This is a genomic window from Streptomyces sp. NPDC126510 (assembly GCF_040302345.1).
Taxonomy (GTDB): domain Bacteria; phylum Actinomycetota; class Actinomycetes; order Streptomycetales; family Streptomycetaceae; genus Streptomyces.
This window is the reverse complement of sequence record NZ_JBEORR010000009.1, coordinates 114,977-137,905: the sequence shown is the minus strand read 5'-3', so window position 1 is coordinate 137,905 and position 22,929 is coordinate 114,977. Positions and strand designations below refer to the sequence as shown.

General features: G+C 72.7%; 21 protein-coding genes, 1 tRNA gene and 1 pseudogene. 10 read left to right on the top strand and 13 right to left on the bottom strand.

Annotated elements, in window-relative coordinates; all coding sequences use genetic code 11:
* Positions 1 to 33: 33 nt before the first annotated feature.
* Positions 34 to 612 carry a TetR/AcrR family transcriptional regulator gene (locus ABTX60_RS14715; protein WP_352097420.1) on the bottom strand — a complete coding sequence of 193 codons (579 nt, stop codon included), beginning with the start codon at positions 610 to 612 and terminating at the stop codon, positions 34 to 36.
* A 126-nt stretch (positions 613 to 738) separates the two neighbouring features.
* Between ABTX60_RS14715 and ABTX60_RS14710 the strand changes: the two genes are divergently transcribed.
* Entirely contained in the window at positions 739 to 1,938 is a 1,200-nt protein-coding gene (locus ABTX60_RS14710) for an MFS transporter (protein WP_352097419.1), read from the top strand.
* 30 nt (positions 1,939 to 1,968) lie between these two features.
* Here the strand turns inward: ABTX60_RS14710 and ABTX60_RS14705 are convergent, their stop codons facing one another.
* From ABTX60_RS14705 to ABTX60_RS14680, 6 genes are all read right to left on the bottom strand, one after another.
* Positions 1,969 to 3,612: a long-chain fatty acid--CoA ligase gene (locus ABTX60_RS14705; protein WP_352097576.1), complete on the bottom strand. Its 1,644-nt coding sequence runs from the start codon at positions 3,610 to 3,612 to the stop codon at positions 1,969 to 1,971.
* 160 nt (positions 3,613 to 3,772) lie between these two features.
* A complete protein-coding gene (locus tag ABTX60_RS14700; protein ID WP_033309804.1) occupies positions 3,773 to 4,333 on the bottom strand; it encodes a SigE family RNA polymerase sigma factor in 561 nt (186 codons plus the stop codon).
* Between the two features lie 132 nt (positions 4,334 to 4,465).
* Positions 4,466 to 5,638, bottom strand: a complete 1,173-nt coding sequence (locus ABTX60_RS14695) for a lipid-transfer protein (protein WP_352097418.1) — start codon at positions 5,636 to 5,638, stop codon at positions 4,466 to 4,468.
* Between the two features lie 100 nt (positions 5,639 to 5,738).
* Positions 5,739 to 6,167, bottom strand: coding sequence for a MaoC family dehydratase (locus tag ABTX60_RS14690; protein WP_352097417.1), 429 nt, complete (start codon positions 6,165 to 6,167; stop codon positions 5,739 to 5,741).
* Entirely contained in the window at positions 6,164 to 7,078 is a 915-nt protein-coding gene (locus tag ABTX60_RS14685) for a bifunctional MaoC family dehydratase N-terminal/OB-fold nucleic acid binding domain-containing protein (protein WP_352097416.1), read from the bottom strand. The genes ABTX60_RS14690 and ABTX60_RS14685 overlap by 4 nt, the downstream gene beginning before the upstream one ends.
* 182 nt (positions 7,079 to 7,260) lie before the next feature.
* Complete coding sequence (locus ABTX60_RS14680; RefSeq protein ID WP_352097415.1) at positions 7,261 to 7,587, bottom strand: hypothetical protein; 327 nt, start codon at positions 7,585 to 7,587, stop codon at positions 7,261 to 7,263.
* 369 nt (positions 7,588 to 7,956) lie between these two features.
* Here ABTX60_RS14680 and ABTX60_RS14675 point away from each other — a divergent pair, with 369 nt between their 5' ends.
* The 4 genes from ABTX60_RS14675 to ABTX60_RS14660 all read left to right on the top strand — a co-directional run bounded on the left by ABTX60_RS14675 (position 7,957) and on the right by ABTX60_RS14660 (position 10,504).
* Positions 7,957 to 8,823 carry a bifunctional DNA primase/polymerase gene (locus ABTX60_RS14675; protein ID WP_352097414.1) on the top strand — a complete coding sequence of 289 codons (867 nt, stop codon included), beginning with the start codon at positions 7,957 to 7,959 and terminating at the stop codon, positions 8,821 to 8,823.
* A gap of 37 nt (positions 8,824 to 8,860) precedes the next feature.
* Positions 8,861 to 9,325 carry a hypothetical protein gene (locus tag ABTX60_RS14670; RefSeq protein ID WP_352097413.1) on the top strand — a complete coding sequence of 155 codons (465 nt, stop codon included), beginning with the start codon at positions 8,861 to 8,863 and terminating at the stop codon, positions 9,323 to 9,325.
* Positions 9,326 to 9,334: 9 nt separating this feature from the next.
* Entirely contained in the window at positions 9,335 to 9,859 is a 525-nt protein-coding gene (locus ABTX60_RS14665; protein WP_352097412.1) for a DinB family protein, read from the top strand.
* A gap of 72 nt (positions 9,860 to 9,931) precedes the next feature.
* Positions 9,932 to 10,504 carry a GNAT family N-acetyltransferase gene (locus ABTX60_RS14660; protein ID WP_352097411.1) on the top strand — a complete coding sequence of 191 codons (573 nt, stop codon included), beginning with the start codon at positions 9,932 to 9,934 and terminating at the stop codon, positions 10,502 to 10,504.
* 166 nt (positions 10,505 to 10,670) lie between these two features.
* Here the strand turns inward: ABTX60_RS14660 and ABTX60_RS14655 are convergent, their stop codons facing one another.
* On the bottom strand, positions 10,671 to 14,945 hold the full coding sequence (locus tag ABTX60_RS14655; protein ID WP_352097410.1) for an nSTAND1 domain-containing NTPase: 4,275 nt from the start codon (positions 14,943 to 14,945) through the stop codon (positions 10,671 to 10,673).
* A gap of 492 nt (positions 14,946 to 15,437) precedes the next feature.
* Between ABTX60_RS14655 and ABTX60_RS14650 the strand changes: the two genes are divergently transcribed.
* The 3 genes and pseudogenes from ABTX60_RS14650 to ABTX60_RS14640 all read left to right on the top strand — a co-directional run bounded on the left by ABTX60_RS14650 (position 15,438) and on the right by ABTX60_RS14640 (position 16,977).
* Positions 15,438 to 15,905 (top strand): hypothetical protein, encoded by a 468-nt coding sequence (locus ABTX60_RS14650; protein WP_352097409.1) that lies wholly within the window; start codon positions 15,438 to 15,440, stop codon positions 15,903 to 15,905.
* An 86-nt stretch (positions 15,906 to 15,991) separates the two neighbouring features.
* The gene (locus ABTX60_RS14645) at positions 15,992 to 16,207 is read left to right on the top strand and encodes a ferredoxin (protein ID WP_352097408.1); all 216 of its coding nucleotides are present in this window, start codon (positions 15,992 to 15,994) and stop codon (positions 16,205 to 16,207) included.
* Positions 16,208 to 16,216: 9 nt separating this feature from the next.
* Positions 16,217 to 16,977, top strand: a pseudogene (locus tag ABTX60_RS14640) (PIG-L deacetylase family protein).
* On the opposite strand, the gene ABTX60_RS14635 reads toward ABTX60_RS14640, so the two are convergent.
* The 5 genes from ABTX60_RS14635 to ABTX60_RS14615 all read right to left on the bottom strand — a co-directional run bounded on the left by ABTX60_RS14635 (position 16,972) and on the right by ABTX60_RS14615 (position 20,982).
* Entirely contained in the window at positions 16,972 to 17,730 is a 759-nt protein-coding gene (locus ABTX60_RS14635; RefSeq protein ID WP_352097575.1) for a glycosyltransferase family 2 protein, read from the bottom strand. The pseudogene ABTX60_RS14640 and the gene ABTX60_RS14635 overlap by 6 nt on opposite strands.
* A gap of 741 nt (positions 17,731 to 18,471) precedes the next feature.
* A complete protein-coding gene (locus tag ABTX60_RS14630) occupies positions 18,472 to 18,783 on the bottom strand; it encodes an ArsR/SmtB family transcription factor (protein ID WP_352097407.1) in 312 nt (103 codons plus the stop codon).
* 365 nt (positions 18,784 to 19,148) lie between these two features.
* A complete protein-coding gene (locus ABTX60_RS14625; RefSeq protein ID WP_352097406.1) occupies positions 19,149 to 19,319 on the bottom strand; it encodes a hypothetical protein in 171 nt (56 codons plus the stop codon).
* A gap of 97 nt (positions 19,320 to 19,416) precedes the next feature.
* A tRNA-Ser gene (locus ABTX60_RS14620) sits at positions 19,417 to 19,503 on the bottom strand.
* A gap of 63 nt (positions 19,504 to 19,566) precedes the next feature.
* Positions 19,567 to 20,982, bottom strand: a complete 1,416-nt coding sequence (locus ABTX60_RS14615; RefSeq protein WP_352097405.1) for a S1C family serine protease — start codon at positions 20,980 to 20,982, stop codon at positions 19,567 to 19,569.
* Between the two features lie 287 nt (positions 20,983 to 21,269).
* Between ABTX60_RS14615 and ABTX60_RS14610 the strand changes: the two genes are divergently transcribed.
* Together ABTX60_RS14610 and ABTX60_RS14605 are read left to right on the top strand one after the other, a co-directional pair.
* The gene (locus ABTX60_RS14610; RefSeq protein ID WP_352097404.1) at positions 21,270 to 22,097 is read left to right on the top strand and encodes a glycerophosphodiester phosphodiesterase; all 828 of its coding nucleotides are present in this window, start codon (positions 21,270 to 21,272) and stop codon (positions 22,095 to 22,097) included.
* A gap of 167 nt (positions 22,098 to 22,264) precedes the next feature.
* A complete protein-coding gene (locus ABTX60_RS14605; RefSeq protein WP_104779055.1) occupies positions 22,265 to 22,903 on the top strand; it encodes an ATP-binding protein in 639 nt (212 codons plus the stop codon).
* The last annotated feature ends 26 nt before the right edge of the window (positions 22,904 to 22,929 follow it).

Sequence of the window (22,929 nt, the reverse complement as noted above, 5' to 3'; positions counted from 1 at the left end):
ACCGGGCGAGCGCCGGGACCGTGCGCACACTGCCTAGCGCGCCGTCAGCCGGCGTGCCGCCTCCTTCACCGACGCGCGCAGGCGGTCCCGGTCCGGCTCGCCCTCGCCGACCAGGATGCGCCGCATCTGCGGGACGACGGCGGTCCAGTTGGCGAGGGCGGTCAGCAGGAACAGCAGGTCGGCCGCCGGGATGGCGTCCGTGACGACGCCCCGCTCCTGGCCGTCCCGGAGGGCGGCGACCTTGCGGGTGTAGTGCTCCTGGCGGTCGGACTCGTGCGGCAGCTCGGTGCTGCCGTACTCCAGGCCCTCCCAGAAGAGCAGGCGCAGCAGCTCCGGGTGGGCGGCGTGGTAGTCCATCAGGCGGTCGATCCAGCTCTCGATGTCGTCCGGGTCGACCGGGACGGCCTCGGCGAGGTGGAGCATCTTCTTCTCGAGGACGATCGCGAACAGCTCCGCCTTGTTGCCGAAGTAGGCGTAGATGAGCTGTTTGTTGGCCTTCGCCTCGGCGGCGATGCGGTCGATGCGGGCGCCGGCGATGCCGTGCCGGGCGAACTCGGCGACCGCCGCCTCGAAGATCCGGGCCTTGGTGGCCTCGGGGTCCCTTGCTGCCATGGGGGAGAGGGTAGCGCGCCGGGTAACCAACTGTTTGGTTGACAGGGAATGGCGGGCGACGCAGACTGTTCCCTCACTGCCAACCAACCAGTTAGTTGCTAGAGCCGACTCCAAGGAGTCCCCTCCATGCCGTCAGCGACCACCACCGCCCCGCAGGCCACGGGCCCCGTGCGACAGGCCCGTACGCCCGCCCCCGGCCTCTTCCTCACCCTGCTCGCCGTGTGCAGCGCGGTGACCGCCGCCAACATCTACCTCGCCGCGCCGCTGCTCCCGCTCATGGCCCGCGACTTCGGCTCGACGCCCTCGGCCATCGCCTGGATCGCCTCGGTCGCCCAGCTCGGCTACGCGGTCGGCCTGCTGTTCTTCGCCCCGCTCGGCGACAGCGCGAACCGGCGCAGGCTGGTCGCCGGGCTCACGCTCGTCACCGCGCTCGCGCTGGGAGCCGGCGCGGCCGCGCCGGGCGCCGGGTCCTTCGCGGTCGCGATGTTCGTCGCCTCGGCGGCCACCGTCATCCCCCAGCTGCTCGTGCCGCTGGTCGCCGAGCGGGCCCCCGCCGAGCGGCGTGCCCTGCATGTCGCGACGGTCATCGCGGGTCTGTTCGTCGGCATCGTCGGGGCCCGGGTCCTGGGCGGGCTGGCCGGGCAGGCCTTCGGCTGGCGGTGGGTGTTCGCCGGCGCGGCCGTGCTCACCCTCGCCCTGGGGCTCGCGACGGCGGTGGTCCTGCCGTCGCGGCAGCGCCGGGAGGGCCCGCTGTTCGCCGGGCTGGTCGCGCTGCCGTCCGTGCTGCGGAGTTCGCCGGAGCTGTGGCGGGCGTGTGTGCGGCAGGCCGGGATGTTCGGCGCGTGGAGCGCGCTGTGGACCTCGCTGGCCCTGCTGCTGACCGGGCCGGCGTACGGACTGTCCACGGCGACCGCCGGGTTGTTCGGGCTGTTCGGCCTGACCGCGAGTGCGGTGGCGCCACTGGCCGGCGGGCTCGTGGACCGGTTCGGGGCGGCGCGGGTCGTGCGGTCGGCGTATCTGGTCGCCGCCGTGTCCGTACCGCTGTTCTGGTGGGGCGGGCAGGTGCTGGGGGCGCTGTTCGCCGCCGCGGTCGCCGTCCACGCGGCACTGGTCGCCTCCCACGTCGCCAACCAGACCCTCGCCCTGACCGCGACCGCCACCCCCGCCACGGCCAACACCGCCTACGTGGTCGCCGGTTTCGCGGGCGGCGCCGCCGCATCGGCCCTCGCGGGGGCCGCGTTCAGCCACTTCGGGTGGGGCGGGGTGTGCGTCGTGGCGGGGGTGTGGCTGGTGCTGGGGTGGGGCGTGACCGCCGTACGACGGTGAGGTGCTGCCGTACGGCGGTCCGCGGGCGGGTCAGAGGCTGGTGACGTCCAGCTCCCCCTGCGCGTACTGCCTGCGCAGGACCTTCTTGTCGAACTTGCCCACGCTCGTCTTCGGGACCGCCTCGATGACCGTCCAGCGTTCCGGGAGCTGCCACTTGGCGATGTGGCCCTCGTCGGCGAGGAAGGCACGCAGGGTCTCGAAGGTGGCGGTGGAGCCCTCCTTGAGGACGACCGTGGCCAGGGGGCGCTCGCCCCACTTCTCGTCCGGGACGGCGACGACCGCCGCCTCGGCGACCTCGGGGTGGGACATCAGCGCGTTCTCCAGCTCCACCGACGAGATCCACTCGCCGCCGGACTTGATGACGTCCTTGGCCCGGTCGGTGAGGGTGAGGAAGCCGTCGGGGGAGATGGTGCCGACGTCGCCGGTCTTGAGCCAGCCGTCCTCGCTGAACTTGTCGGCGGGGCGCAGCGGTTCGCCGTCCGGGCCGTTGTAGTAGGCGCCCGCGATCCAGGGGCCGCGCACCTCCAGCTCACCGGCGGACTCGCCGTCCCAGGGGAGGCGTTCGCCGCCGGGGCCGGACAGGCGGCCCTCGACACCGGCCGGGAAGCGGCCCTGGGTGAGGCGGTAGGCGAACTCCTCCTCCGTGCCGATCACACTGGCCGGGGGACGGGCGATCGTGCCGAGCGGGGACGTCTCCGTCATGCCCCAGGCGTGGCAGACCCGCATGCCCAGCTTGTCGAAGGCCTCCATGAGCGAGGGCGGACAGGCCGCGCCGCCGATGGTGACCTGGCCGAGGGAGGAGACGTCGCGGGGGTTCGCCGTCAGCTCGGCGAGCAGGCCCTGCCAGATGGTGGGGACGGCGGCCGCGTGCGTGGGCTTCTCGCTCTCGATCATCGCGGCGAGGGGGGCCGGCTGGAGGAAGCGGTCCGGCATCAGCATGTTCACGCCGGTCATGAACGTGGCGTGCGGCAGGCCCCAGGCGTTCACGTGGAACTGGGGGACCACGACCAGCGAGGTGTCCTGGTCGGTCAGGCCCATCGACTGGGCCATGTTGACCTGCATGGAGTGCAGGTAGATGGAGCGGTGGCTGTAGACCACGCCCTTGGGGTCGCCGGTGGTGCCGGAGGTGTAGCACATGGCGGCGGCCTGGCGTTCGTCCAGCTCGGGCCAGTCGTACGAGGTCGGCTTGCCGGCGATCAGGTCCTCGTACTCGTGCACGCGGACGGCCGCGCCGTCGAGGAGGGAGCGGTCTCCGGGGCCCGTGACGACCACGTGCTCGACCGGCTTCAGGTGCGGCAGCAGCGGGGCGAGCAGGGGGAGCAGCGAACCGTTGGCGATGATCACGCGGTCGGCGGCGTGGTTGACGATCCAGGCCAGCTGCTCGGGCGGGAGGCGGAGGTTCAGGGTGTGCAGGACCACGCCCATGGACGGGATCGCGAAGTACGCCTCGACATGTTCCGCGTTGTTCCAGGCGAGGGTCGCGACGCGCTCGTCGCCGGTGACGCCCAAGTCGTCCTTCAGCGCGTGCGCCAGCTGGGCCGCGCGGGCGCCGATCTCCGCGAAGGAGCGGCGGTGCGGCTCGTCCTCACCGGTCCAGGTGGTCACCTGTGATGTCCCGTGGATCGTCGACCCGTGGGTCAGGATCCTTGAGATCAGCAGCGGTACGTCCTGCATGGTGCTCAGCACGGCGTCCTCCCGGGGGCGACTTTGCCTACGCGGTGGTAAAGGTTGCGCTGATTCTGCGCACATACCGCGTGGTATGTCACTAGGACCGGGTGATCGATCAGATCACGCCATGCCGGAGGGGCAGCTCACAAACGGGCGGGGCATCGACTCACTGGCGGACAAGTCCCAGCTCAGCGTCCTCGCGGAGCTTGCCGATCGCCCGGGAGACGGCCGATTTCACCGTACCCACCGAGACGCCGAGCACCTCGGCCGTCTGGACCTCGCTGAGGTCCTCGTAATACCTGAGGACCACCATCGCCCGCTGCCGGTCGGGCAGCCGCATGATCGCCCGCCACATCGCGTCGCGCAGCGCCTGCTGCTCGGCCGGGTCGTCACCGCCGGGCACCGGGTCCGGCTCGGGCAGCTCGTCACAGGCGAACTCGTCGACCTTGCGCTTGCGCCACTGCGAGGTCCTGGTGTTCAGCAGCGCCCGGCGCACATAGCCGTCGAGGGCCCGGTGGTCCTCGATGCGCTCCCAGGCGACGTACGTCTTGGTGAGCGCCGTCTGCAGCAGGTCCTCCGCGTCGCTCGGGTTGCCGGTGAGCGAGCGGGCGGTACGCAGCAGCACCGGCTGGCGGGCCCTGACGTACGACGAGAACGACGGGTAGGGAAGGGTCTGCGCCGCTGGTCCGGCCGCCTTCGAAGCGCTCGTGCAGACGAGTGTGGTCATGGCTCAACGCTATGAGCGGGCCACGGCGAGCGGATCGGCCGCAGGTCCCGAAGCGGGGTCCCCCTCAGGTTGTAGGGGTAGGGCCCGCCGCACCTCCTGTAGGTGGAGCGAAGGGCCTGCGGTACTGCGGGTTCACCCCTGGGGGTCCGCGGTCAGGACGAGTCCCGACGTCGGCACACCCGTCCCGGCCGTCACCAGGACCCGCTCCGCTCCGGGTACCGGGTTCGCGGCCGTACCCCTGATCTGCCGGACGGCCTCCGCGATGCCGTTCATGCCGTGCAGGTACGCCTCCCCGAGCTGTCCGCCGTGGGTGTTGAGGGGCAGGCGTTCCTCGGCCACGAAGTCCGCCGCCTCGCCGGGGCCGCAGAAACCGAACTCCTCCAGCTGCGTCAGCACGAACGGCGTGAAGTGGTCGTAGAGGATCCCGACGTCGATGTCGGCCGGGGCGAGCCCCGAGGTGCGCCACAGCTGCCGGGCGACGACCGCCGCCTCGGGCAGGCCGGTCAGGTCGTCGCGGTAGTAGCTGGTCATCTGCTCCTGGGCGCGTCCGGCGCCCTGGGCCGCCGCGGCGATCACGGCGGGCGGGTGGGGCAGGTCGCGGGCGCGTTCGGCGGAGGTGACGACGAGCGCCTGCCCGCCGTCCGTCTCCTGGCAGCAGTCCAGCAGCCGCAGCGGTTCGACGATCCAGCGGGAGGCGGCATGGTCGGCCAGGGTGATGGGCCGGCCGTGGAAGTGGGCCGCCGGGTTGGTCGCCGCGTACTTCCGGCCGGCCACCGCCACGTGTCCGAAGGCCTCCGGGGTCAGCCCGTAGGTGTGGAGGTAGCGCTGGGCCGCCATCGCCACCCACGAGGCCGGGGTGAGCAGGCCGAACGGCAGGGACCAGCCGAGGGCCGCGCCCTCCGCCGAGGGTTCCCGGTGCCGTACGCCGGAGCCGAAGCGGCGGCCCGAGCGCTCGTTGAACGCCCGGTAGCAGACGACCACGTCGGCGACGCCCGCGGCGATCGCCAGAGCGGCCTGCTGGACGGTGGCGCAGGCCGCGCCGCCGCCGTAGTGGACCCGGGAGAAGAAGGAGAGCTCCCCGATGCCCGCCGCCTGGGCGACGGTGATCTCGGGGCTGGTGTCCATGGTGAAGGTGACCATCCCGTCGACGTCGGCCGGGCTCAGCCCGGCGTCCGCGAGGGCCGCCCGCACCGCCTCGGCTGCGAGGCGCAGTTCGCTGCGGCCCGAGTCCTTGGAGAACTCGGTGGCCCCCACACCGACGACGGCCGCGCACCCACCGAGGCCGTCCCGCCCTCGCCCGCTCATGCCCGGCCCGCCCGCCCTCTCCGGCTCACACCTGGCCCGCCCGGCCCTCGCCCGCTCATGCCGAGCCACCTCCCGCTCCAGGGGAGACGCCCCCTCCCACTCATACCGAGCCGCCTCCCGCCCCAGGAGAGACGCCCTCTCCCGCTCCTGCCGGGACCCTGACCGTCACCGTGCCCGTGACGTGCTTGCCGAGGCCGTTCGCGCCGACGATCCGGACCGTCGCGGTGTCGCCGTCGACCTCCTCGACCGTGCCGGTCAGCACCATCGTGTCGCCGGGGCGATTGGGCGCGCCGAGCCGGATGGCGACCCGGCGCAGCTGCGCACGCGGGCCGAAGTGGTCCGTGACGTAGCGGCCGACCAGGCCGTTGGTCGTCAGGATGTTCATGAAGATGTCGGGGGAGCCCTTCTGCCGGGCGACCTCCGGGTCGTGGTGGACGTCCTGGTAATCGCGGGAGGCGATCGCCCCGGCGACGATCAGGGTGCGGGTGACCGGGATCTCCAGCGGCGGGAGCCGGTCCCCGGCCTTCACGACGTCACCCCCTGGAAGACGGGCAGCACCAGCTCGTCGTCGTAGCGCCGGAACTCCAGCCGCACCGGCATGCCGATCCGCACCTTGTCGTACGGCACCCCGACCACGTTGCTGACGATCCGCACGCCCTCGGCGAGTTCGATCAGGCCGACCGCGTAGGGAGGCTCGAAGGCCGGGAAGGGCGGGTGGTGCATCACGACGTACGAGTAGACCGTGCCCTCGCCGCTCGCCGCGACGGTGTCCCAGTCCGGGGCGCCGCACGTGTTGCAGCCCGGCAGCCAGGGGAAACGCAGGGTGTCGCAGGCCGTGCAGCGCTGGATGAGGAGCTCGTGGCGGGCCACGCCGTCCCAGAAGCCGGCGTTGTCGCGGTTGACGACGGGGCGGGGGCGGCGTTCCGCCGGTGCCGGAGGCCGGTGTGCCGGGGCGTACTTGAGGATGCGGAAGCGGTGGATTCCGGCCGGCTCGCCGCCCGCGCGGACGTCGGTGCGGGTCGTGACGAAGTAGCCCGCCCCGATCTTCGTCGTCTTGCGGCCGGACACCGATTCGATCACCGAGTCGAAGGTGATCTCGTCGCCCGGGCGCAACGGGCGGAGGTACTCCTGTTCGCAGTCGGTGGCGACGACCGCGTCGTGGCCCGACGCGTCGAGCAGGGCGAGGAGTTCGTCGTAGGCCGCGGTGCGTTCCGGGCGGCGGGTGAGGCCGGCCATGGTCCAGGCCTGGAGCATGGCCGGCGGGGCGATGGCGTCCGGGCCCGTGTACGCGGGGCTGGTGTCGCCCATGGCCTCGCACCAGTGCCTGATCATCGGCTCGTTGACGGGGTCGCGGCCGACCCCGGTGGCGGCGGCCGGCAGGCCCTCGTAGGCCTTCAGGCGCGCCTCGAACTCCTCGTGGACCTCCGGCTCACCACTCACAATTCTGACTGTCCGTCAGATCCTGCACTCCGTCAAGGCCTCGCAGGGGTCCCCACCGGGCTCCGCGGACGCGAAAACGCCTGCGCGGCGGCACCGGAGTACCGCCGCTCAGACGTTTGCGACCCCCACGAAGCACACCCCCACAGCACCCGGGCCGGTGCCGGCGCACCGGCCCGCTCAGCTCACCACCACAGCGGGGTGAAGTTGACGGTGGTGTCCGCGTTCTCCTGGTTGACGGCCGTGAACTCCGAGCCGTTGACCTGGGCCGAGTTGCTCCGGTTCGAGGCACCGTCGCCGAGGGCCTGCTGCTGGGTGGTGCCCGCGTTGCCGAAGTTGTCACCGCCGACGCCGCTGCCGAGGATGCCCTGCTCGGTCTCCGTGGCGGACGCGATGGATCCGTTGTCCGCGAAGGCGCCGCTGTCCGCCGTCGCGACACCGGTGAAGAGGGCGGCTGCGAGCGGAAGGGCGGAGACGGCCGCGATGACGCGGGCGGTACGGATACGTGCCATGTTCTTGTCCCTCCAGGACTGATCGAACCGAGGACGCACCGGCTCGTGACCGTTCGGTGCGTGAACCACTGGTGTCACCAGGGAAGTTGGCCGACCGCCCCGGTGCGGTGCTCGACGTCGCGAGTCCAGGGTTGCCCACCGAATCCCCGGCGAAGCGCCCCGGAAGCCGCCTTTCGCACGCAAGCGTGAGAACCCGCCGATAAACCCCTGTCTGTCACTTCCGTACCGGACGGGAGTGAACGGGGGCGTTCGAACCCTGGCGCCGCAAGGGGCGAAGGGTTCCAGCACTTTCTGCCGCCACCGGACGGCCCCGGCGCGTCGCACCCGCTCCCTCTTTCCTTTTTCGAACGTACGTACGAAACTAGAGGCATGGCCACCACCGACCGGCAGGCCACGACGCTGGCCCTCGCACACGCCCTGTCAGCCGCCGAACGCGGACTGGCCGTCATCCCCCTGTCCCGCTCCAAGCTCCCGGCACTGCGCTCCCCGCACCGCGACGACCCCGCCGCCTCCCCTTGCCACGGCGGATGCGGCCGGCCCGGGCACGGGGTCCACGACGCCTCCAGCGACCCGGCCCGCATCCGCGAGCTGTTCGCCGCCGCCCCCTGGGCTACCGGCTACGGCATCGCCTGCGGGCTGCCCCCGCACCATCTGATCGGCCTCGACCTGGACGTGAAGACCGGCACGGACTCCACGGCCGCCCTGCACGAGCTGGCGCTGCGGCACCTGTTCACGATCCCGCCGACCGTGGTCGTCGTGACCCCGTCCGGCGGGCGGCATCTGTGGCTGAGCGGCCCGCCCGAGGTGGTCGTCCCCAACTCGGCGGGCCGGCTCGCCCCCGGCATCGACATCCGGGGCGCGGGCGGCTACCTGGTCGGCCCCGGCTCGCGCACCGGCCAGGGTGTGTACGCCGCCGCCCCGGGCACCGCGCACCTGGCCCCCGCCCCCTGCCCGCGCTCCCTGCTGCGGCTGCTGATCCCGCCGCCCCGCCCCCATCACCCCGTCCCCGCGGCGACCGGCGGGCACGGCCAGGGCCTGGTCCAGTTCGTCCTGGCCGCGCACCGGGGCCAGCGCAACACCCGCCTGTTCTGGGCGGCCTGCCGGGCCTACGAGGACGGCATCGGCCCGGCGCTGGTGGACCCCCTGGTCGGCGCGGCCCTGAACACCGGCCTGTCCGAGCGGGAGGCCAGGGCGACGATCGCCTCGGCGGCCCGGATGACGGGGCACCGGCCGTGAGCACGGCCCCGCCCATGACCACCAGCGAAAGACCTCGATGCAACACCACGCAAAGACGCCGGCCCTGGCGCTCGCCCGCCTGGTCCTGGCCTCCGGCCGCTCGGTGGACCTCGCCGAACTGCGGTTCTCCTCGACGTACGGCGATCTGCAGGACGGCTACCCCTGCAAGCCGCTGAACGACCTGCGGATCCGGAGCCTCCTGCGGAGCGCCGAACGCTCCCGCCCGGGCACGCCGGTGCACCTCGTCCCGCCGCGGCGCGAGTACCCCGACCAGTACGCGGGCGGTCTCGGGCCGGTCGAGGTGCTGCCCGCCGTGGCCTGCTTCGGCACGTTCCACTCCGCGGCCCTGGATCCGGCCCGCGACCCGGTCGCCTACCGCTCGCGCCTGACCGTCGTCTGGTTCCAGTCCACGCCCCGCCTGCCCTCGGAGTGCGACGCCGAACCGGCGCTGCGGGACCTCGACTGGGCGGTCCTGGCCCGGGACGCTCCCGCTCCCCCGTAGGGTCGTCCGATGAAGGCTTCCCGCACCCGACTGCCGCGCTGGCAGTTCGAGTTCACCTGGTCGTTGTTCGAGTACCACCTGGAGCGGCTGGAGCCCGGGGACTTCCTCTGGGAGCCCGCGGAGCTCTGCTGGACGATGCGCCGGGGCCCTGACGGCACGTGGGTCCCGGACTGGGCGGACACCGAACCCGACCCGGTCCCCGTCCCCACCCTCGCCTGGGTGAGCTGGCACCTCGGCTGGTGGTGGAGCGTCGCCCTCGACCACCTGCAGGGCCGCCCGCCCCGCGACCGCGAGGACATCGCCTGGCCCGGCGAGGGTGCCCCGACGGTCGAGTGGCTGCGGGACCTGCGCGCCCAGTGGCTGAAGGTCCTGGACGGCCTCACCGACCAGGACCTGGCCGCCACGGCCCCCTTCCCCTGGCCGAACGACCCCGAGCACACCGTCGAGCACATGGTGGCCTGGGTGAACGCGGAGCTGATGAAGAACGTCAGCGAGATCGGCCAACTGCGGCTGCTGCGGGCGGCGTCCGCCTAGCACACGGGGACCACCGGGGCGCGTTCCCGGCCCGCGGGGCGTGTCCGCCCGGTGCGTGGCATCGTGGGGTGCATGAGCATCGACGTGCGCCCGGCCACGGACTTCGAGGACGTCCGTGCCGTGCTCGGGCCGAAGTCGCCCGGGGCGAACGTCTGCTGGTGCCTGAGCTACCGCATCCCCTCCAAGCTCAACAACGAACTGCGCGGCCCGGCCCGCGGCGACTACGTCGCCGAGCTGTGCCGCGCGGAGCCGCCCCCTGGTGTGCTCGCCTACGACGGTGACGAACCGGTCGGCTGGGCCGCCGTCGCCCCGCGCACGGACACCTCCTTCGCCCGCAACCGCAAGATCCCGCACCTCGACGACCTGCCCGTGTGGTCGCTCTGGTGCGTCCGGGTCCGCCCGGGGCATCGCGGGCAGGGCATCTCCCACGCCCTCATCGCCGGCGCTGTGGCGTTCGCCCGGGACCGGGGCGCACCGGTGATCGAGGCGTACCCGCTGGACAACGGCGAGGCCAGGGTCGACCTGACGATGGCGTACGCGGGTCTGCGCGAGAACTTCGAACGGGCCGGCTTCACCCACGCGGCGGACACGACCTCGGTCCTGGCCGGTCATCCCCGGGTTCTGATGCGCCTCGACCTGCGCTGAAAAAAGGCCCGACCGCTGGCGACGGGGGATGCACCAGCGGTCGAGCTATGGCCAAGGGTAACAAGCGCTTGCCCACCGCGAGCCGACCGGCCACCGGGAAAGCCCGGTTGTGACTCGTCTCACTCAACTGCCGGGAGGGCCCGGCCTGTTGTCCGCAACCGTCGTGTCAGTCGTCGCACGGCGGGTCATAGGAGAGCCGGGGCAGGTACTCCCGCCAGGTGTCCTGCGTCAGCACGCCCCGGGTCATCGCGCAGATGCGGCGGACGGCCGTGTCGACGTCGAGATTCCAGAGCCGGATGGTGTCCGCGCCGCTCGACACTCCCAGCGTGTGGCTGGTCGGGCTGAACGCGAGGAAGGTGCCGGTCTTGGAGTTGGGGCTCATCGACTGGCCGATCGCGGTGGCGTGCGAGGGGTCGGTCACGTTCCACAGCCGGACGGTGCTGTCGTTGCCGCCGCTGGCCAGGGTGCGGCCGTCGCGGCTGAACGTCAGCGACACGACCGCCTCCGTGTGACCCGTGAGCAGCGCCTCCTGGGAGGCGTCGGCCGGGTCCGTCATGTCCCAGAGCCGAACGGAGTTGTCGTCGCCGGCGCTGGCCAGCGTGTGGCCGTCGCGGCTGAAGGCGAGCGTGTTGACCGCTCCGAGGTGGCCCCGCAGAGGTGCCCCGATCAAGGTCGCCCGACCGGGGTGGCTCACGTTCCACAGCCGGATCGTGCCGTCCGCGCCGGCGCTGGCGAGCGTCCGGCCGTCGGGGCTGAACACGAGGTGGTTGACGTAGCCCTTGTGACCGGTGAGCGGGCTGCCGAGCGAACGCGGCCGGGCCGGGTCGCGGATGCTCCACAGCCGGATGGTGCGGTCGTCGTAGGCCGTGGCCAGGACCTTCCCGTCCCGGCTGAACGCCAGGGGGTCCGCGTACCGGATGTGCAGGGGGGCGGGAGAGCCGTAGCGGACGGGGTGTTCGGGGTCGCCGAGGTTCCACAGCTCCACCACCCTCTCCTCCGTCAGGACCGCGAGGGTGCGGCCGTCCGGGGAGAACTCCAGGGAGCGCACGCCGCCCCTGCCCGGGTGAAACGGCTGGCCCATCCGCACCGGCCTGCCGGGCGTCCGCACGTCCCACAATCGGATCCGCCCGTCCCGCGCCGCCGTCGCGAGCAGCCGCCCGTCCGGCCGGAACACGCCGGTCCGCCCGGTCATGTCCGACGTCGGCAGCGACCACAGGCGGACCTTGTTGTCGCCCGCCCCGGTCGCGAGGGTGCGCCCGTCGGGGCTGAAGCCGAGCGCGTACATCTCCCCGCTGCTGCCCGCGAGGGGCGCGCCGACCTGTGAGGGGTACTGCGGATCGCTGACCTTCCACAGGCTCGCGGTGCTGTCCGCGCTGGCCGCGGCGAGCATGTTCCCGTCGGGGCTGAAGGCCACGGACCAGACCGGCCCGGTGTGGCCGGTGAGCGGCGCGCCGATCGGGGCCGGGCGGCCCGGACCGGCCATGTTCCACAGGCGTACGGTGCCGTCCGCGCTGCCGCTGGCGAGCGTGCGGCCGTCGGGGCTGAAGGCCACGGAGTGCACGGTGGTGGTGTGCCCGGTCAGCGGCGTCCCGGCCGGTTCCGGGCGGGCGGGATCGGACACGTCCCACAGCCGGATCGTGCCGTCGTCGCCCCCCGCGGCCAGGGTGCGGCCGTCCGGGCCGAACGCCACCGAGCGCACGGCGGCCCTGTGCCCGGTCAGCGGCCTGCCCAGGGCCCGCGGCCGCCGCCGGTCGGCCATGTTCCACAGCCGGACGGTGTGGTCGTCGCCCGCGGAGGCCAGCGTGCGCCCGTCCGGGCTGAAGGCGATCAGGTAGATCGTGCCGTCATGGCCGGTCAGGGGCCGGCCGAGCGGCTTCGGGTGCGCGGGGTCGGTCACGTCCCACAGCCGGATCGTGCCGTCGTCGGAGGCGCTGGCGAGCGTCCGGCCGTCCGGGCTGAACACCGCGCTGCTCACCCAGCTCGTGTGCCCGGTGAGGGGCTTGCCCAGGGGCTTGGGGCGCTTGGGGTCGGCGACGTCCCACAACCGTACGGTCCGGTCGTAACTGGCGGTGGCCAGGACCTGTCCGTCCGGGCTGAAGGTCGTGAGGTAGACGGCACCCGTATGGCCGGTGAGGGGCGTGGCGAGCGGGGCGTTCACGATGGAGATCAGGCGGCTGATCGCGCCTTTGTCGTCCGGCCGCAGCCCGTGCGCCACCAGGTCGAGCTGCGCGGACAGCGACGGATCGGTGTCCTGGACGCGGTCGGACTGGGCGAGCACCTGCTCGAAGACGGCCTCGTCCCGCTGCTTCCAGGCGACCACGGCCGACCCGACGGCCAGCATCGCCAGGACGACCAGCGTCGCCACCGCGCCCCGGCTGATCCAGGTGATCCGCCTGCGCAGCCGGACCGAGGCGGCCAGGAACTCCACCGCGCTGCGGGTCAGGAACGTGTCCCCGGCGGACCTCGCCCAGCCGTGGGCCTGTTCCAGCCGGGAGCCCCGGTAGAGCAGGGACGTGTCGCGGTTCGACTCCTCCCAGGCCCGGCCGTCCTCCTCCAGGCGCTGGCGCAGCAGATTGCCCTGCCGGTCCTCGTCGATCCAGTCACGCAGCCGGGGCCAGGCGTGCAGCAGTGCCTCGTGGGTGATCTCCACGGTCTCCGCGTCGAGCGTCACCAGCCGGGCGCGGACCAGCGTCTCGAGGGACTCCTCGGTCTTGCCGGGGTCGGCCGACTCCGCCGCCAGCTGACGCCGGGTTCCGCGGCGGCGGGTGGCCTGGGTGTCCTCGCCCAGCCGCACCAGGCGGAGCAGCAGCAGCCGGGCGGCGGTGCGCGCGGCCGGGTCGAGGCCGGTCCAGGCCCGTTCGGCGGTCGCCGCGACCGCTCCCTGGATGCCGCCGGCCGCGCGGTAGCCGGCCAGGGTGAGCCGGCCCGCCTTCCGGCGCTGCCAGGTGGCGAGCAGGGCGTGCGACAGGAGCGGCAGCACACCGGCGTCGTGCGCCCCGCCCGGGCCGTCGGCACTGACCTCCCGGACGATCAGCTCCGCCAGCCCCGGTTCCAGCTCCAGGCCGACGGCCTTGGCCGGTCCGTTCACCGCCTCGCGCAGCTCCGCGGTGGTCAGCGGCCCGAGCACCATGTGCCGGTGCTGGAGCGCGTCGGCGAGTTCCGGGTACCTCAGGCAGCGGTCGTAGAAGTCGGCGCGTATGCCCAGCACCACGACCGCGGGGGCCGGCCGGCCGGGGCCCGCGGGCGAGCAGGCGGCGTGCAGGACCTCGATGAAGGTGCGCCGGTCCGCCTCGTCGGGGCAGAGGGTGAACGTCTCCTCGAACTGGTCCACGATGAGGACCGGACGGGCCCCGGAAGCCGCTTCGCGCCGGGCCCAGGCGCCGACGGCGGCACGAACGGCATCGGGGAAGGGCGCCGTGTCGGGGTCCGGGCGTCCTGCTGGAGAGGCCGTGCCAGGTCCGGCCGCGGGGGCCACGCCGGCCTCCGTCGCGCGGTCCCCGCCGGCCTCCGTCGCGGGGGCAGCGCCGGCCTCCGTCGCGGGGGCAGCGCCGGCCTCCGTCGCGCGGGCAGCGCCTGGGCCCTCCGCGGAGGCCGCGTCGGATCCCGTTGCGGGGACCGCATCCGGCCCCTCCCCGGCGGCCGCGTCCGGTCCTTCTGCCCGAAGTCCGGGGGATGTTACTGCTGGTGGTGTCGAGACCGGGACGACGGCGGCCAGCTCGGGGATGCACCGGATCAGCTCCGCCAGCGGATCACCTCCCGGTACGAGCTGTACGACCTCTCGCGGCCGGCCGCGCCCGTCACCGCCGTCACTGCCGTCACCCTCGTCAGCGCCCAGCGCGCCGTCCCGCAGGGCGGGCACCAGGCCGGCGTTCAGCAGGGAGGACTTCCCCGCCCCGGACGCGCCCACGAGCATGACCAGGCCGCCCGTGCCCGCGACGGCCCCGAGCTGGGTGACGAGCGCGTCCGTGCTCCGCTCCCGGCCGAAGAACCACCGGGCGTCCTCCCGGCGGTAGGAGGCCAGCCCCCGGTACGGGCACACCCCGCCCGGGGTGGAGGCGGACTCGTCCGCGGGCCGCTCCTCGGCCGAGGTGGGCGCCGGGCGCTCACCGACCGGGTCGGCCACCGCGCGTTCCCACAGCCGCTGCCACTGGCCGAGGTCGTACAGACCGGGGGAGACCGGTGTGGGCCGCGAGCGCCGCGCGTCGGGGATCAGCACATGCAGCACCGCCGCGAGGGCGGGGAACTGGGCCGGGACGTTCCGGGCCCGGCGCCAGTCGCTGATGCGCTGCGCGGACACCCGCACGGGCCGCCCGCGTTCGTCGACCCGCTGGAGCCGGACGACCGCCTCGGACACCCGCTTGAGAGGGGGGTTGCCTGCTTCCTTGTACAGCAGTGCGAGGCGTTCCGCGAAGGCGATGCGTACCCCCGAGTCGGAACTCAAGGTCTCAGCTCCTTACTTCCCACGCCTGGACGTCCGGACCGGAAAACTCACTCTATACGGCTGACCTGCGGCAATGCCGTCCGCTGAGGTCCGGAACCTCCTCCTCCATGGCCGGAAATGGCAGGATCCGGACACAGCAGCGCACCCATGTGGCCGGCTCCCGTCCGAACCGGACGACGAGGCTCCACCGTTCGGTACCGGTCCCCACGAGGGGAGGGACCGGTACCGAACGATGTGGTGATCCTCCCCGGCGCGCCCCGCCCCGCAACCCCCGCGTATCCCGCCCGCACCCCCGGCGCTCGGCAGACCGTGCCTCCGGGCGACCCTGGAAATCTGACGGCCCGTCAGCTATGGTCGCCCTGCCGTACCGCTCCCGGAGCGATGGACGAGCACGGACGAGCACGGACGAGCACCGACGAGCACGGACAAGCACCGACGCGAGGCGCGAGCAGAGGCCGGGCGACGCATCAGCGACGTACAGAGGTGAGCGCAGTGGAGTCACGTCCCGAGAGCCCACGACCGCAGGGTGCTCCGCGCTGGGTCGCGATGTTCTACCGGCCGGCCGAGGGATCCTGGCGGACGGCCGCCCAGTCGCCCCACCGAGCGCCCGTGCTGTACGCCCTCGGCGAGATGACCCAGACCCTGCGCGCCCGGGGCGACGAGGTGGCCGTCGCCCTGTGGGGGCCGAAGGACGGCGCGTGGCACCGGTTCGACACCCCGCTGAAGCCGACCGCTGTCGCGCAGCCGGACCCCGAGCCCTCCCCCGCCGAACCGGCCAAACTGGCGGAGCGGATGACCGGCCGCCGCCACCAGGTCCTCATGGCGGGCCTGACCAAGGCGGGCCTCTACGACCTCTCCCCCGAGGACGACACGACCGTCCGGGCGTTGGTGGAACACCTCGACGAGGCCGCCGTACGCCGGGTCGCCCACTGGCTGGAGGCCGCCGGGAGCGCGCGCTAGCCGGGCCGGTTCAGCCGATCCCCCGCTGGGCAGTCAACTCCGGACGGCCGCGGAGCCCCGATGCCGTCAGGAGGGGGACAAAAGGCATGAAGGTCTTCGTGGACCGCGATCTCTGCTACGGCTCCGCCGAGTGCGCCCACCGGGTCCCGGCGGTCTTCGAGTTCGTCGACGGCTTCGGGGTGGTCCGGCCGGGCCGTGCGGAGACGGGCGAGGATCCCGAGGTCCTGGAGGCGGCGGAGAAGTGCCCGAGCCAGGCGATCGGCTTCACCGGGACGCCGCGGTCGGCGCCGGACCGGCCGTAGCGAGAGCGGATGACGGCACCGAGCCTGCTCGCGGTCTTCGCCCACCCCGATGACGAGTCCCTGACGGCCGGCGGTGTCCTCGCCCGCCACGCGTCCGCGGGCAGCGCACCGCGGTCGTCACGGCGACCTGGGCGGCGGACACCGAGCGCGCCGCGGAACTCGCCGAGGCGCTCCGCATCCTGGGCGCGGGCCCGCCACGCATGCTGGGCCACGCCGACGCCCGCGTCCCGCACTCGGCCCCGGGCAGGCCGCGCTTCTGCGACGTCCCGCTGGACGCGGCGGTGGGAGAACTGGTCGCGCATCTCCGCGACTTCCGCCCGGAGATCGTCGTCACCCACGACGCCTACGGCAACCTGACCGGCCACGAGGACCATGTGCACACCCACCGCGTGACCGCCCTCGCGGTCCACGCCGCCGGCCTGGAACGCCTCTACCCGGACGCCGGAGCGCCCTGGCAGCCCAGTGCCCTGTACCTGGTCACGCACCCGCACTCGGCCGCCCGGGCATGGGGCGGGCACCTGGCCCCCGTGGGCAAGGCGGTCCTGACGGTCCCCGACGAACGCGTCACCGCCACCGTCGACGTCACCCCCTGGCTGGACCGGAAGATCCAGGCGATCCTGGCCCACCGCACCGAGGTGGCACGGGGAGCGGCGCCGGGCCTGATCGCCGCCCTTTCCGCGGCCGAGCGGCAACGGCTGCTCGGCACGGAGTGGTACACCCGCCACGACCTGGCGCCGACGGCCCGCGCGCAGACCGAACTGCTCTCATAGCGCGGCCGGCGCACCCCACCGGAGCCGGGACAACGCCCTGGCCCTGGCCTCGACGACGGCCATCCGCACCTCTCGCTCGGCCCGGTCGGTGTGGGCCGCCTGCCCGGTCACCTGCCCGTCCCACTTCCGGTACAGCAGGCCCACCTCCCGCGAGAACCATCCCCGGCTCACCGCGTTCAACGCCAGCAACAGCCCCGTGTCCTCCGAGGCGGGCAGTGCCATCCATCCGCCCAGGGCGAGCAGCAACTCCCGCCGCACGCACAGCGAGGCGGGATGCACCTGTGCGAGGAAGCCGTTGGCCTTCCAGTGCGCGAGCACGGCCCCGCGCTCGATCGGCCCCTGGTCGGGATCGCCGGGGAAGCCGACGGTCGACCCGTCGGGCATGAGGTCGAGCACCCGCGAGGTGACCCAGCCGAGGTCCGGGTCCCCCTCCAGCACGGTGAGATCCCGCGCGAGCGCGCCCGGCGTCAACCGGTCGTCGGCGTCGAGGACCTTCACGTACGCGCCGTCCCCGTGTGCCAGCGCCATGGTCCTGGCGACGCCGGGCCCCCCGGCCCGCCCCTGCCGGAACGTCACCCGGGCGTCCACGGGCACATGGGGTCTGACGCTCTCGCTCTCCCCGTCCTCCTGCACGACCCAGTGCCATTCCCAGCCATCGGGAAGCCGCTGCGCGCACAGCGACGCGTAGGCCTCCGGCAGGAACCGGGCGTGAGGGCCGTGCACGGCGGTGACGACGACGATGCGCCGACTCACAGGGCGCTCACCCACCCTTCTCCGAACGGCACACCCCGGTGATCGTAATGCTCGCCGCATATCCGGCCGCTGGCCGCCCAGTTCGAGAACGAGGTGATAGCCACCGGCCAGATCGACACCGGTCCGCTCGCGGAGCAGTTTGACCGCGGCGATCTGCTGACCGTCGTCGAGCAGCGCGCTCAACTCCTCGACCAGCGCGGCATCGAGCCGGCGCAGGGCGTCCAGCGCCTGGGTGTTGCTCGTGGGCAACGCGTTCCCGCCGGCCAGCACCTCCACGGCCTCCCGGGCCGGGCCCCGCTTGAGCCACGAGCCCCTGCGCAACCTCCGGACGGCCTTGCCCGTACGACCGTCCGCGGCCAGCGCCCTCGCCTCGTCCTGGGCCTCCTGCCCGACGGGGGTGATCAGCGCTGCGGTACGGGCCTTGGTGTTCGTCATGACACTCCTGCGTCGTGGAATCCCGACACGGAAGACGGGGGAGAGGGGGTTGCCGTTGCCCCGCGCACAGGGGGGCGCCCCTCGCGGAGAGTCGTCCTTCGCGGAGAGTCGTCCTTCGCGGAGAGTCGTCCTTCGCGGAGAGTCGTCCTTCGCGGAGAGTCGTCCCTCGCGGAGAGTCGTCCCTCGCAGCGAGACATCCCTTGGGTCGGCAGCCGACGGGCTGGTGGCTGGCACGCTGGTCGCGGACGAACCGCCGACCGCTTCCCCGCCGCCGCGAGTGCCGGCGCACCGAAGGCTCGACGAACCCTAGCCAGCCGCTACAACCGCTTGGATCAGACCCGGGAATCTGCGCTCCAAGTCCTCCTTGCGGAGGCGCATGTACAGCCCGTTTCCGGCGTTGCGCTGATAGACCAGGCCTGCCTCGCGCAGCACTCGCCAGTGCCGTGTGCGACTGGATTTGCTCAGCGGCAGGTCGAAGGAGGCGCAGAGTCGCTCTTCGTCCGGCCGCGCAGACAGTTCAGCCACGACCCGACGCCGGTTCTCGTCAGCGAGCGCCAGGAGGATGGGGCCCACCTCCAGCTCCTCGGCCCGAGGGTGCGCCAACTCGCCTGCGTCCATCACTCCGCCTCTCGACAAGGTACGCACGCACGCGTACCTTCCTGGAGGTACGCGTGCGTGCGTACCTTACTCCTGGAGGACCCATGTCCGCGCCCGGATCACCACGTCGCCGCGTCCTGTCACGCATCCACGCCTCACTGCGCAAGCTCCTTCTCCTCGAGCATTCACCCTTCATGACCCTGTGACCCGGAGCTAAAGTCGGCGCGGCATGAGCCGATCGCTGTGCCCCTGGCACCGGGCGGTCCGCAACCTGCCTGCCGAGGGTGCGCGGGGAGCGCCCGTCCGTCGTCCACCAAGGGGGTAACGGACGGCGTAAGAGTGCGGCACGGAGGATGGGCACAACAGCCAGCGGCTGAAGGCCCGAGCTACGCGTCGAACTCGCCGCCGGTCCGCGACCAGCGCTTGATGATCCTGGCGGGAGCTTGCGCGGCCGGCCACGTCGTCCACGCGTCGCTCAGATCGCCGTCCGTATTCGCATCGGTCACGTGGATCCGGAAGTAGTCGGCGAAGAGGGTGAGCTCTGTCGTGGTCGTCATGGCGGCACAGTGCCAAGCGGCACCCACCCGAGCCCGGGGCGCACACAGCGACGGCCCCGACCCGAATTCAGGTCAGGGGCCGTCACAGGTATCAGCGCGGAGGCGGTGGGATTTGAACCCACGGTGACATCGCTGCCACGACGGTTTTCAAGACCGTTCCCTTCGGCCGCTCGGGCACGCCTCCCCGCGCCGGCCGTGATCGGCGGCGCGGGGACAAGGGTAACGGGTCGGTGCGGGCGGGTGGGGGTCAGTTGTCGCCGACGCGGGAACCGAGCGTCACGTCGACCGTGTGCTGCTTGCCGCCGCGCTCGTAGGTGATCGTGACCTTGTCGCCGGGCTGGTGGGTCCAGATCTCGCCGATCAGGGTCGGGCCCGAGTCGATCACCCGGTCGTCGAGCTTGGTGATGACGTCGCCCGGCTTGAGGCCCGCCTTGGCCGCCGGGCCGCCCGGCTCGACCGGTGCCGCGCCGCCCGCACCCTGGTCGGTGATCTGCGCACCGTCGGAGCCGTCGTCCAGGGACACGGACGCGCCGATCTTCGCGTACACCGGCTTGCCGTTCTTGATCAGCTCCTGGGCGACATACCTGGCCTGGTTGATCGGGATGGCGAAGCCCAGGCCGATCGAGCCCGACTGCCCCGTGCCGAAGCCGCCGTTGCCGGTGGACTGGATCGCGGAGTTGATGCCGATGACATTGCCCTGCGCGTCCAGGAGCGGACCGCCGGAGTTGCCCGGGTTGATCGAGGCGTCGGTCTGCAGGGCGCTCATGTAGGACGCCTGGCTGCCGCTGCCGTCGCTGGAGGCCACCGGGCGGTTCTTGGCGCTGATGATGCCCGTCGTCACCGTGTCGGACAGGCCGAACGGGGCACCGATCGCGATGGTCGCGTCCCCGACGGCGATCTTGTCCGAGTCGCCGAGGGTGAGCGGCTTCAGGTCGGAGGGGGCGTTCTTGAGCTTGATGACCGCCACGTCGTAGCCCTGCGCGTGCCCGACCACCTCGGCGTCGTACTTCTTGCCGCTCGGGAAGGTCGCCGTGAGCTTGCCGCCGTCCACCGCGTCCGCCACCACGTGGTTGTTGGTGACGATGTGGCCCTGCTTGTCGAAGACGAAGCCCGTGCCGGTGCCGCCCTCGCCGCTGGTGCTCTCGGCCTCGATCGTGACGGTGCTCGGCAGCGCCTTGGCGGCGACACCCGCCGTCGTGCCCGGGTCGCGCTTGACGTCGCCGCCGTTCGAGGAGGCCGAAACCGTCGTCGAACCCGTGCTCTCGTCGTTGTCCTTCGCCAGCACGTACCCGAGCCCGCCGCCCGCGCCGCCCGCGACCAGCGCGGCCACCAGGATCGCGGCGACCAGACCGCCGCGCCTGCGGCCGGACGCCGGCGCCGGCTGCTGGTACGACGCTCCCCAGCCACCCGAGCCGGAGCCGGAACCGCCGTCGCCGTACGGGGCGGTCGGCGGCGGGGGCGGGGGCCAGGACGGGTCGGGGGCGGAAGAGGAGGTGCCGGAGTGGCCGGCGCCCTGCCCCTGGGGGGCCTGCCCCTGGGCGTCCTGTCCGTACGGCCCCTGGTGGGCCTGTCCCTGGGACGCCGGAGCAGCGGGAGCGTCCACCGGCACGGGGGGTGCGGACGGGGCGGGGGGTACCGCGGTGCCCTCGTTCTCGGTGCTCACAGCTTCTCTCCTAGATCCACGGCCGTTTCCGGGTCGCATGCGTTCACGCTTTTTCACGCCGGTCGACGGGTCCGGCGCGATACAGCTGAGCTTGTCCCTTTGTATGCCGTCAGCTTTTCCCACAGGCCGTCAGGGCACCATAAGCGGTGGCTGTGCGTCCGAGGCCATTCTTTATATAGGTCATTACCGGCGAAAAGGATGCAATCCCAGTGCCTCCGTCCGGACCTGCGTCTCCGTCGAGTCCGTCCGACCGGACGCGTACCCGCACTCGGTGGCACCATGACGCGGTGACCCACGCACGACAGCACGTGATTCAAGTCGTCGCCCACCGCGGAGCCTCCGAGGACGCCCCGGAACACACCCTGGCCGCGTACACCAAGGCGATCGAGGACGGCGCGGACGCCCTCGAATGTGATGTGCGCCTGACCGCCGACGGCCACCTGGTGTGTGTGCACGACCGCCGGATCAACCGTACGTCCAACGGCCGGGGCGCGGTCTCCGCGCTGGAGCTGGCCGACCTCGCCGCCCTGGACTTCGGCTCCTGGAAGACGGGCGAGGCCTGGAAGGGACGCGACGAGGAACCCGACTGGGAGCACCGCCCGGAGGACCGCGAGGCGACATCCGTCCTGACCCTGGAGCGGCTGCTGGAACTCGTCGCCGACGCCGGGCGCCGCGTGGAACTGGCCATCGAGACCAAGCACCCCACACGCTGGGCCGGGCAGGTCGAGGACCGGCTGCTGGACCTGCTGAAGCGGTTCGGCCTCGACGCCCCGGCCTCCCCCGATGAGTCGCAGGTGCGGGTCATGAGCTTCTCGGCCCGTTCGCTGCACCGCGTGCGTGCCGCCTCGCCGACGCTTCCGACGGTCTACCTGACGCAGTTCCTCACACCCCGGCTGCGCGACGGACGGCTGCCCCCGGGCGTACGGATCGCGGGCCCCTCCCTTCGCATCGTGCGCAACCACCCCGCGCACATCGAGCGGCTGAAGCAGGCCGGCCACCAAGTGCACGTGTGGACCGTGAACGAGCCAGGGGACGTCGACCACTGCGTCGAGCTGGGCGTCGACGCCATCATCACCAACCGCCCGCGCGCGGTACTGGACCAGCTCGGCCGCTGACGTCCGGCCCGGCGCGACCAACCTCTCAAGTCCCATCAGACCCACGCACACCTCTTGACCCCGCGCCGCGCCAGGCGGGATCCTCCCTTCTCGGCCACACCGATGATTTCCAGCCAGCGGTTACCGGGAGTGCTCCGGCGCGTTCGATCCGTATTCGGTCGTGGTGAGTGCGTCACCGGACGTGGATTGGCCGGTTTCCGGTACAGGCCAATGGGGCATCCACACCGTGGCGTGGGGCGAAGGAGGTCTCGGGGGTGGCGTTGGTGGTGGCACAGGAGGTGCCCACGTCGTCGAGCATGGCCGTTCCCCACGGCCCTGCGGGCGTGGGGAAAGCGAGACACCGGATGCGCACGCAGTTGCGCGGAGGTGGAGTCGCGGAATCGGTCATCGACGACGCCGTACTGATCCTTTCCGAGCTCTTGAGCAACGCGTGCAAGCACGGCAGACCCCTGGGCGACGCACTGTCCGGTGACGGTGACGTCCGTGCCGCGTGGCGTGTGGAGCCGGCCGGCCGGCTCGTCGTGGAGGTCACGGACGGCGGCGGCCCGACCCGCCCCGCCCCCGCGACCCCGTCGGTCACGGCGCACGGCGGCCGCGGGCTGAACATCATCACCGCCCTCGCCGACGACTGGGGCGTACGGGACGACATCCGCGGCGAGGTCACCGTGTGGGTCATCGTCCACGACGACGTGCACGATCCGGACGCCGGCCACCGCCGTGACGACTTCGCGACGCGCGTCGCCGCCCCGGCGGTCTCCCAGATACCCGGGCTGGACTTCGCGGACGCCTTCGAGGACATGGACTGAGACCGGCAGGGACCGGGACCGGCAGG

Excerpts from the sequence above, each read along its gene's own strand:
- ABTX60_RS14715 (WP_352097420.1), bottom strand. The coding sequence starts at position 612 with ATGGCAGCAAGGGACCCCGAGGCCACCAAGGCCCGGATCTTCGAGGCG.
- ABTX60_RS14710 (WP_352097419.1), top strand. The coding sequence starts at position 739 with ATGCCGTCAGCGACCACCACCGCCCCGCAGGCCACGGGCCCCGTGCGA.
- ABTX60_RS14705 (WP_352097576.1), bottom strand. The coding sequence starts at position 3,612 with ATGCAGGACGTACCGCTGCTGATCTCAAGGATCCTGACCCACGGGTCG.
- ABTX60_RS14700 (WP_033309804.1), bottom strand. The coding sequence starts at position 4,333 with ATGACCACACTCGTCTGCACGAGCGCTTCGAAGGCGGCCGGACCAGCG.
- ABTX60_RS14695 (WP_352097418.1), bottom strand. The coding sequence starts at position 5,638 with ATGAGCGGGCGAGGGCGGGACGGCCTCGGTGGGTGCGCGGCCGTCGTC.
- ABTX60_RS14680 (WP_352097415.1), bottom strand. The coding sequence starts at position 7,587 with ATGGCACGTATCCGTACCGCCCGCGTCATCGCGGCCGTCTCCGCCCTT.
- ABTX60_RS14675 (WP_352097414.1), top strand. The coding sequence starts at position 7,957 with ATGGCCACCACCGACCGGCAGGCCACGACGCTGGCCCTCGCACACGCC.
- ABTX60_RS14670 (WP_352097413.1), top strand. The coding sequence starts at position 8,861 with ATGCAACACCACGCAAAGACGCCGGCCCTGGCGCTCGCCCGCCTGGTC.
- ABTX60_RS14665 (WP_352097412.1), top strand. The coding sequence starts at position 9,335 with ATGAAGGCTTCCCGCACCCGACTGCCGCGCTGGCAGTTCGAGTTCACC.
- ABTX60_RS14660 (WP_352097411.1), top strand. The coding sequence starts at position 9,932 with ATGAGCATCGACGTGCGCCCGGCCACGGACTTCGAGGACGTCCGTGCC.
- ABTX60_RS14645 (WP_352097408.1), top strand. The coding sequence starts at position 15,992 with ATGAAGGTCTTCGTGGACCGCGATCTCTGCTACGGCTCCGCCGAGTGC.
- ABTX60_RS14630 (WP_352097407.1), bottom strand. The coding sequence starts at position 18,783 with ATGGACGCAGGCGAGTTGGCGCACCCTCGGGCCGAGGAGCTGGAGGTG.
- ABTX60_RS14625 (WP_352097406.1), bottom strand. The coding sequence starts at position 19,319 with ATGACGACCACGACAGAGCTCACCCTCTTCGCCGACTACTTCCGGATC.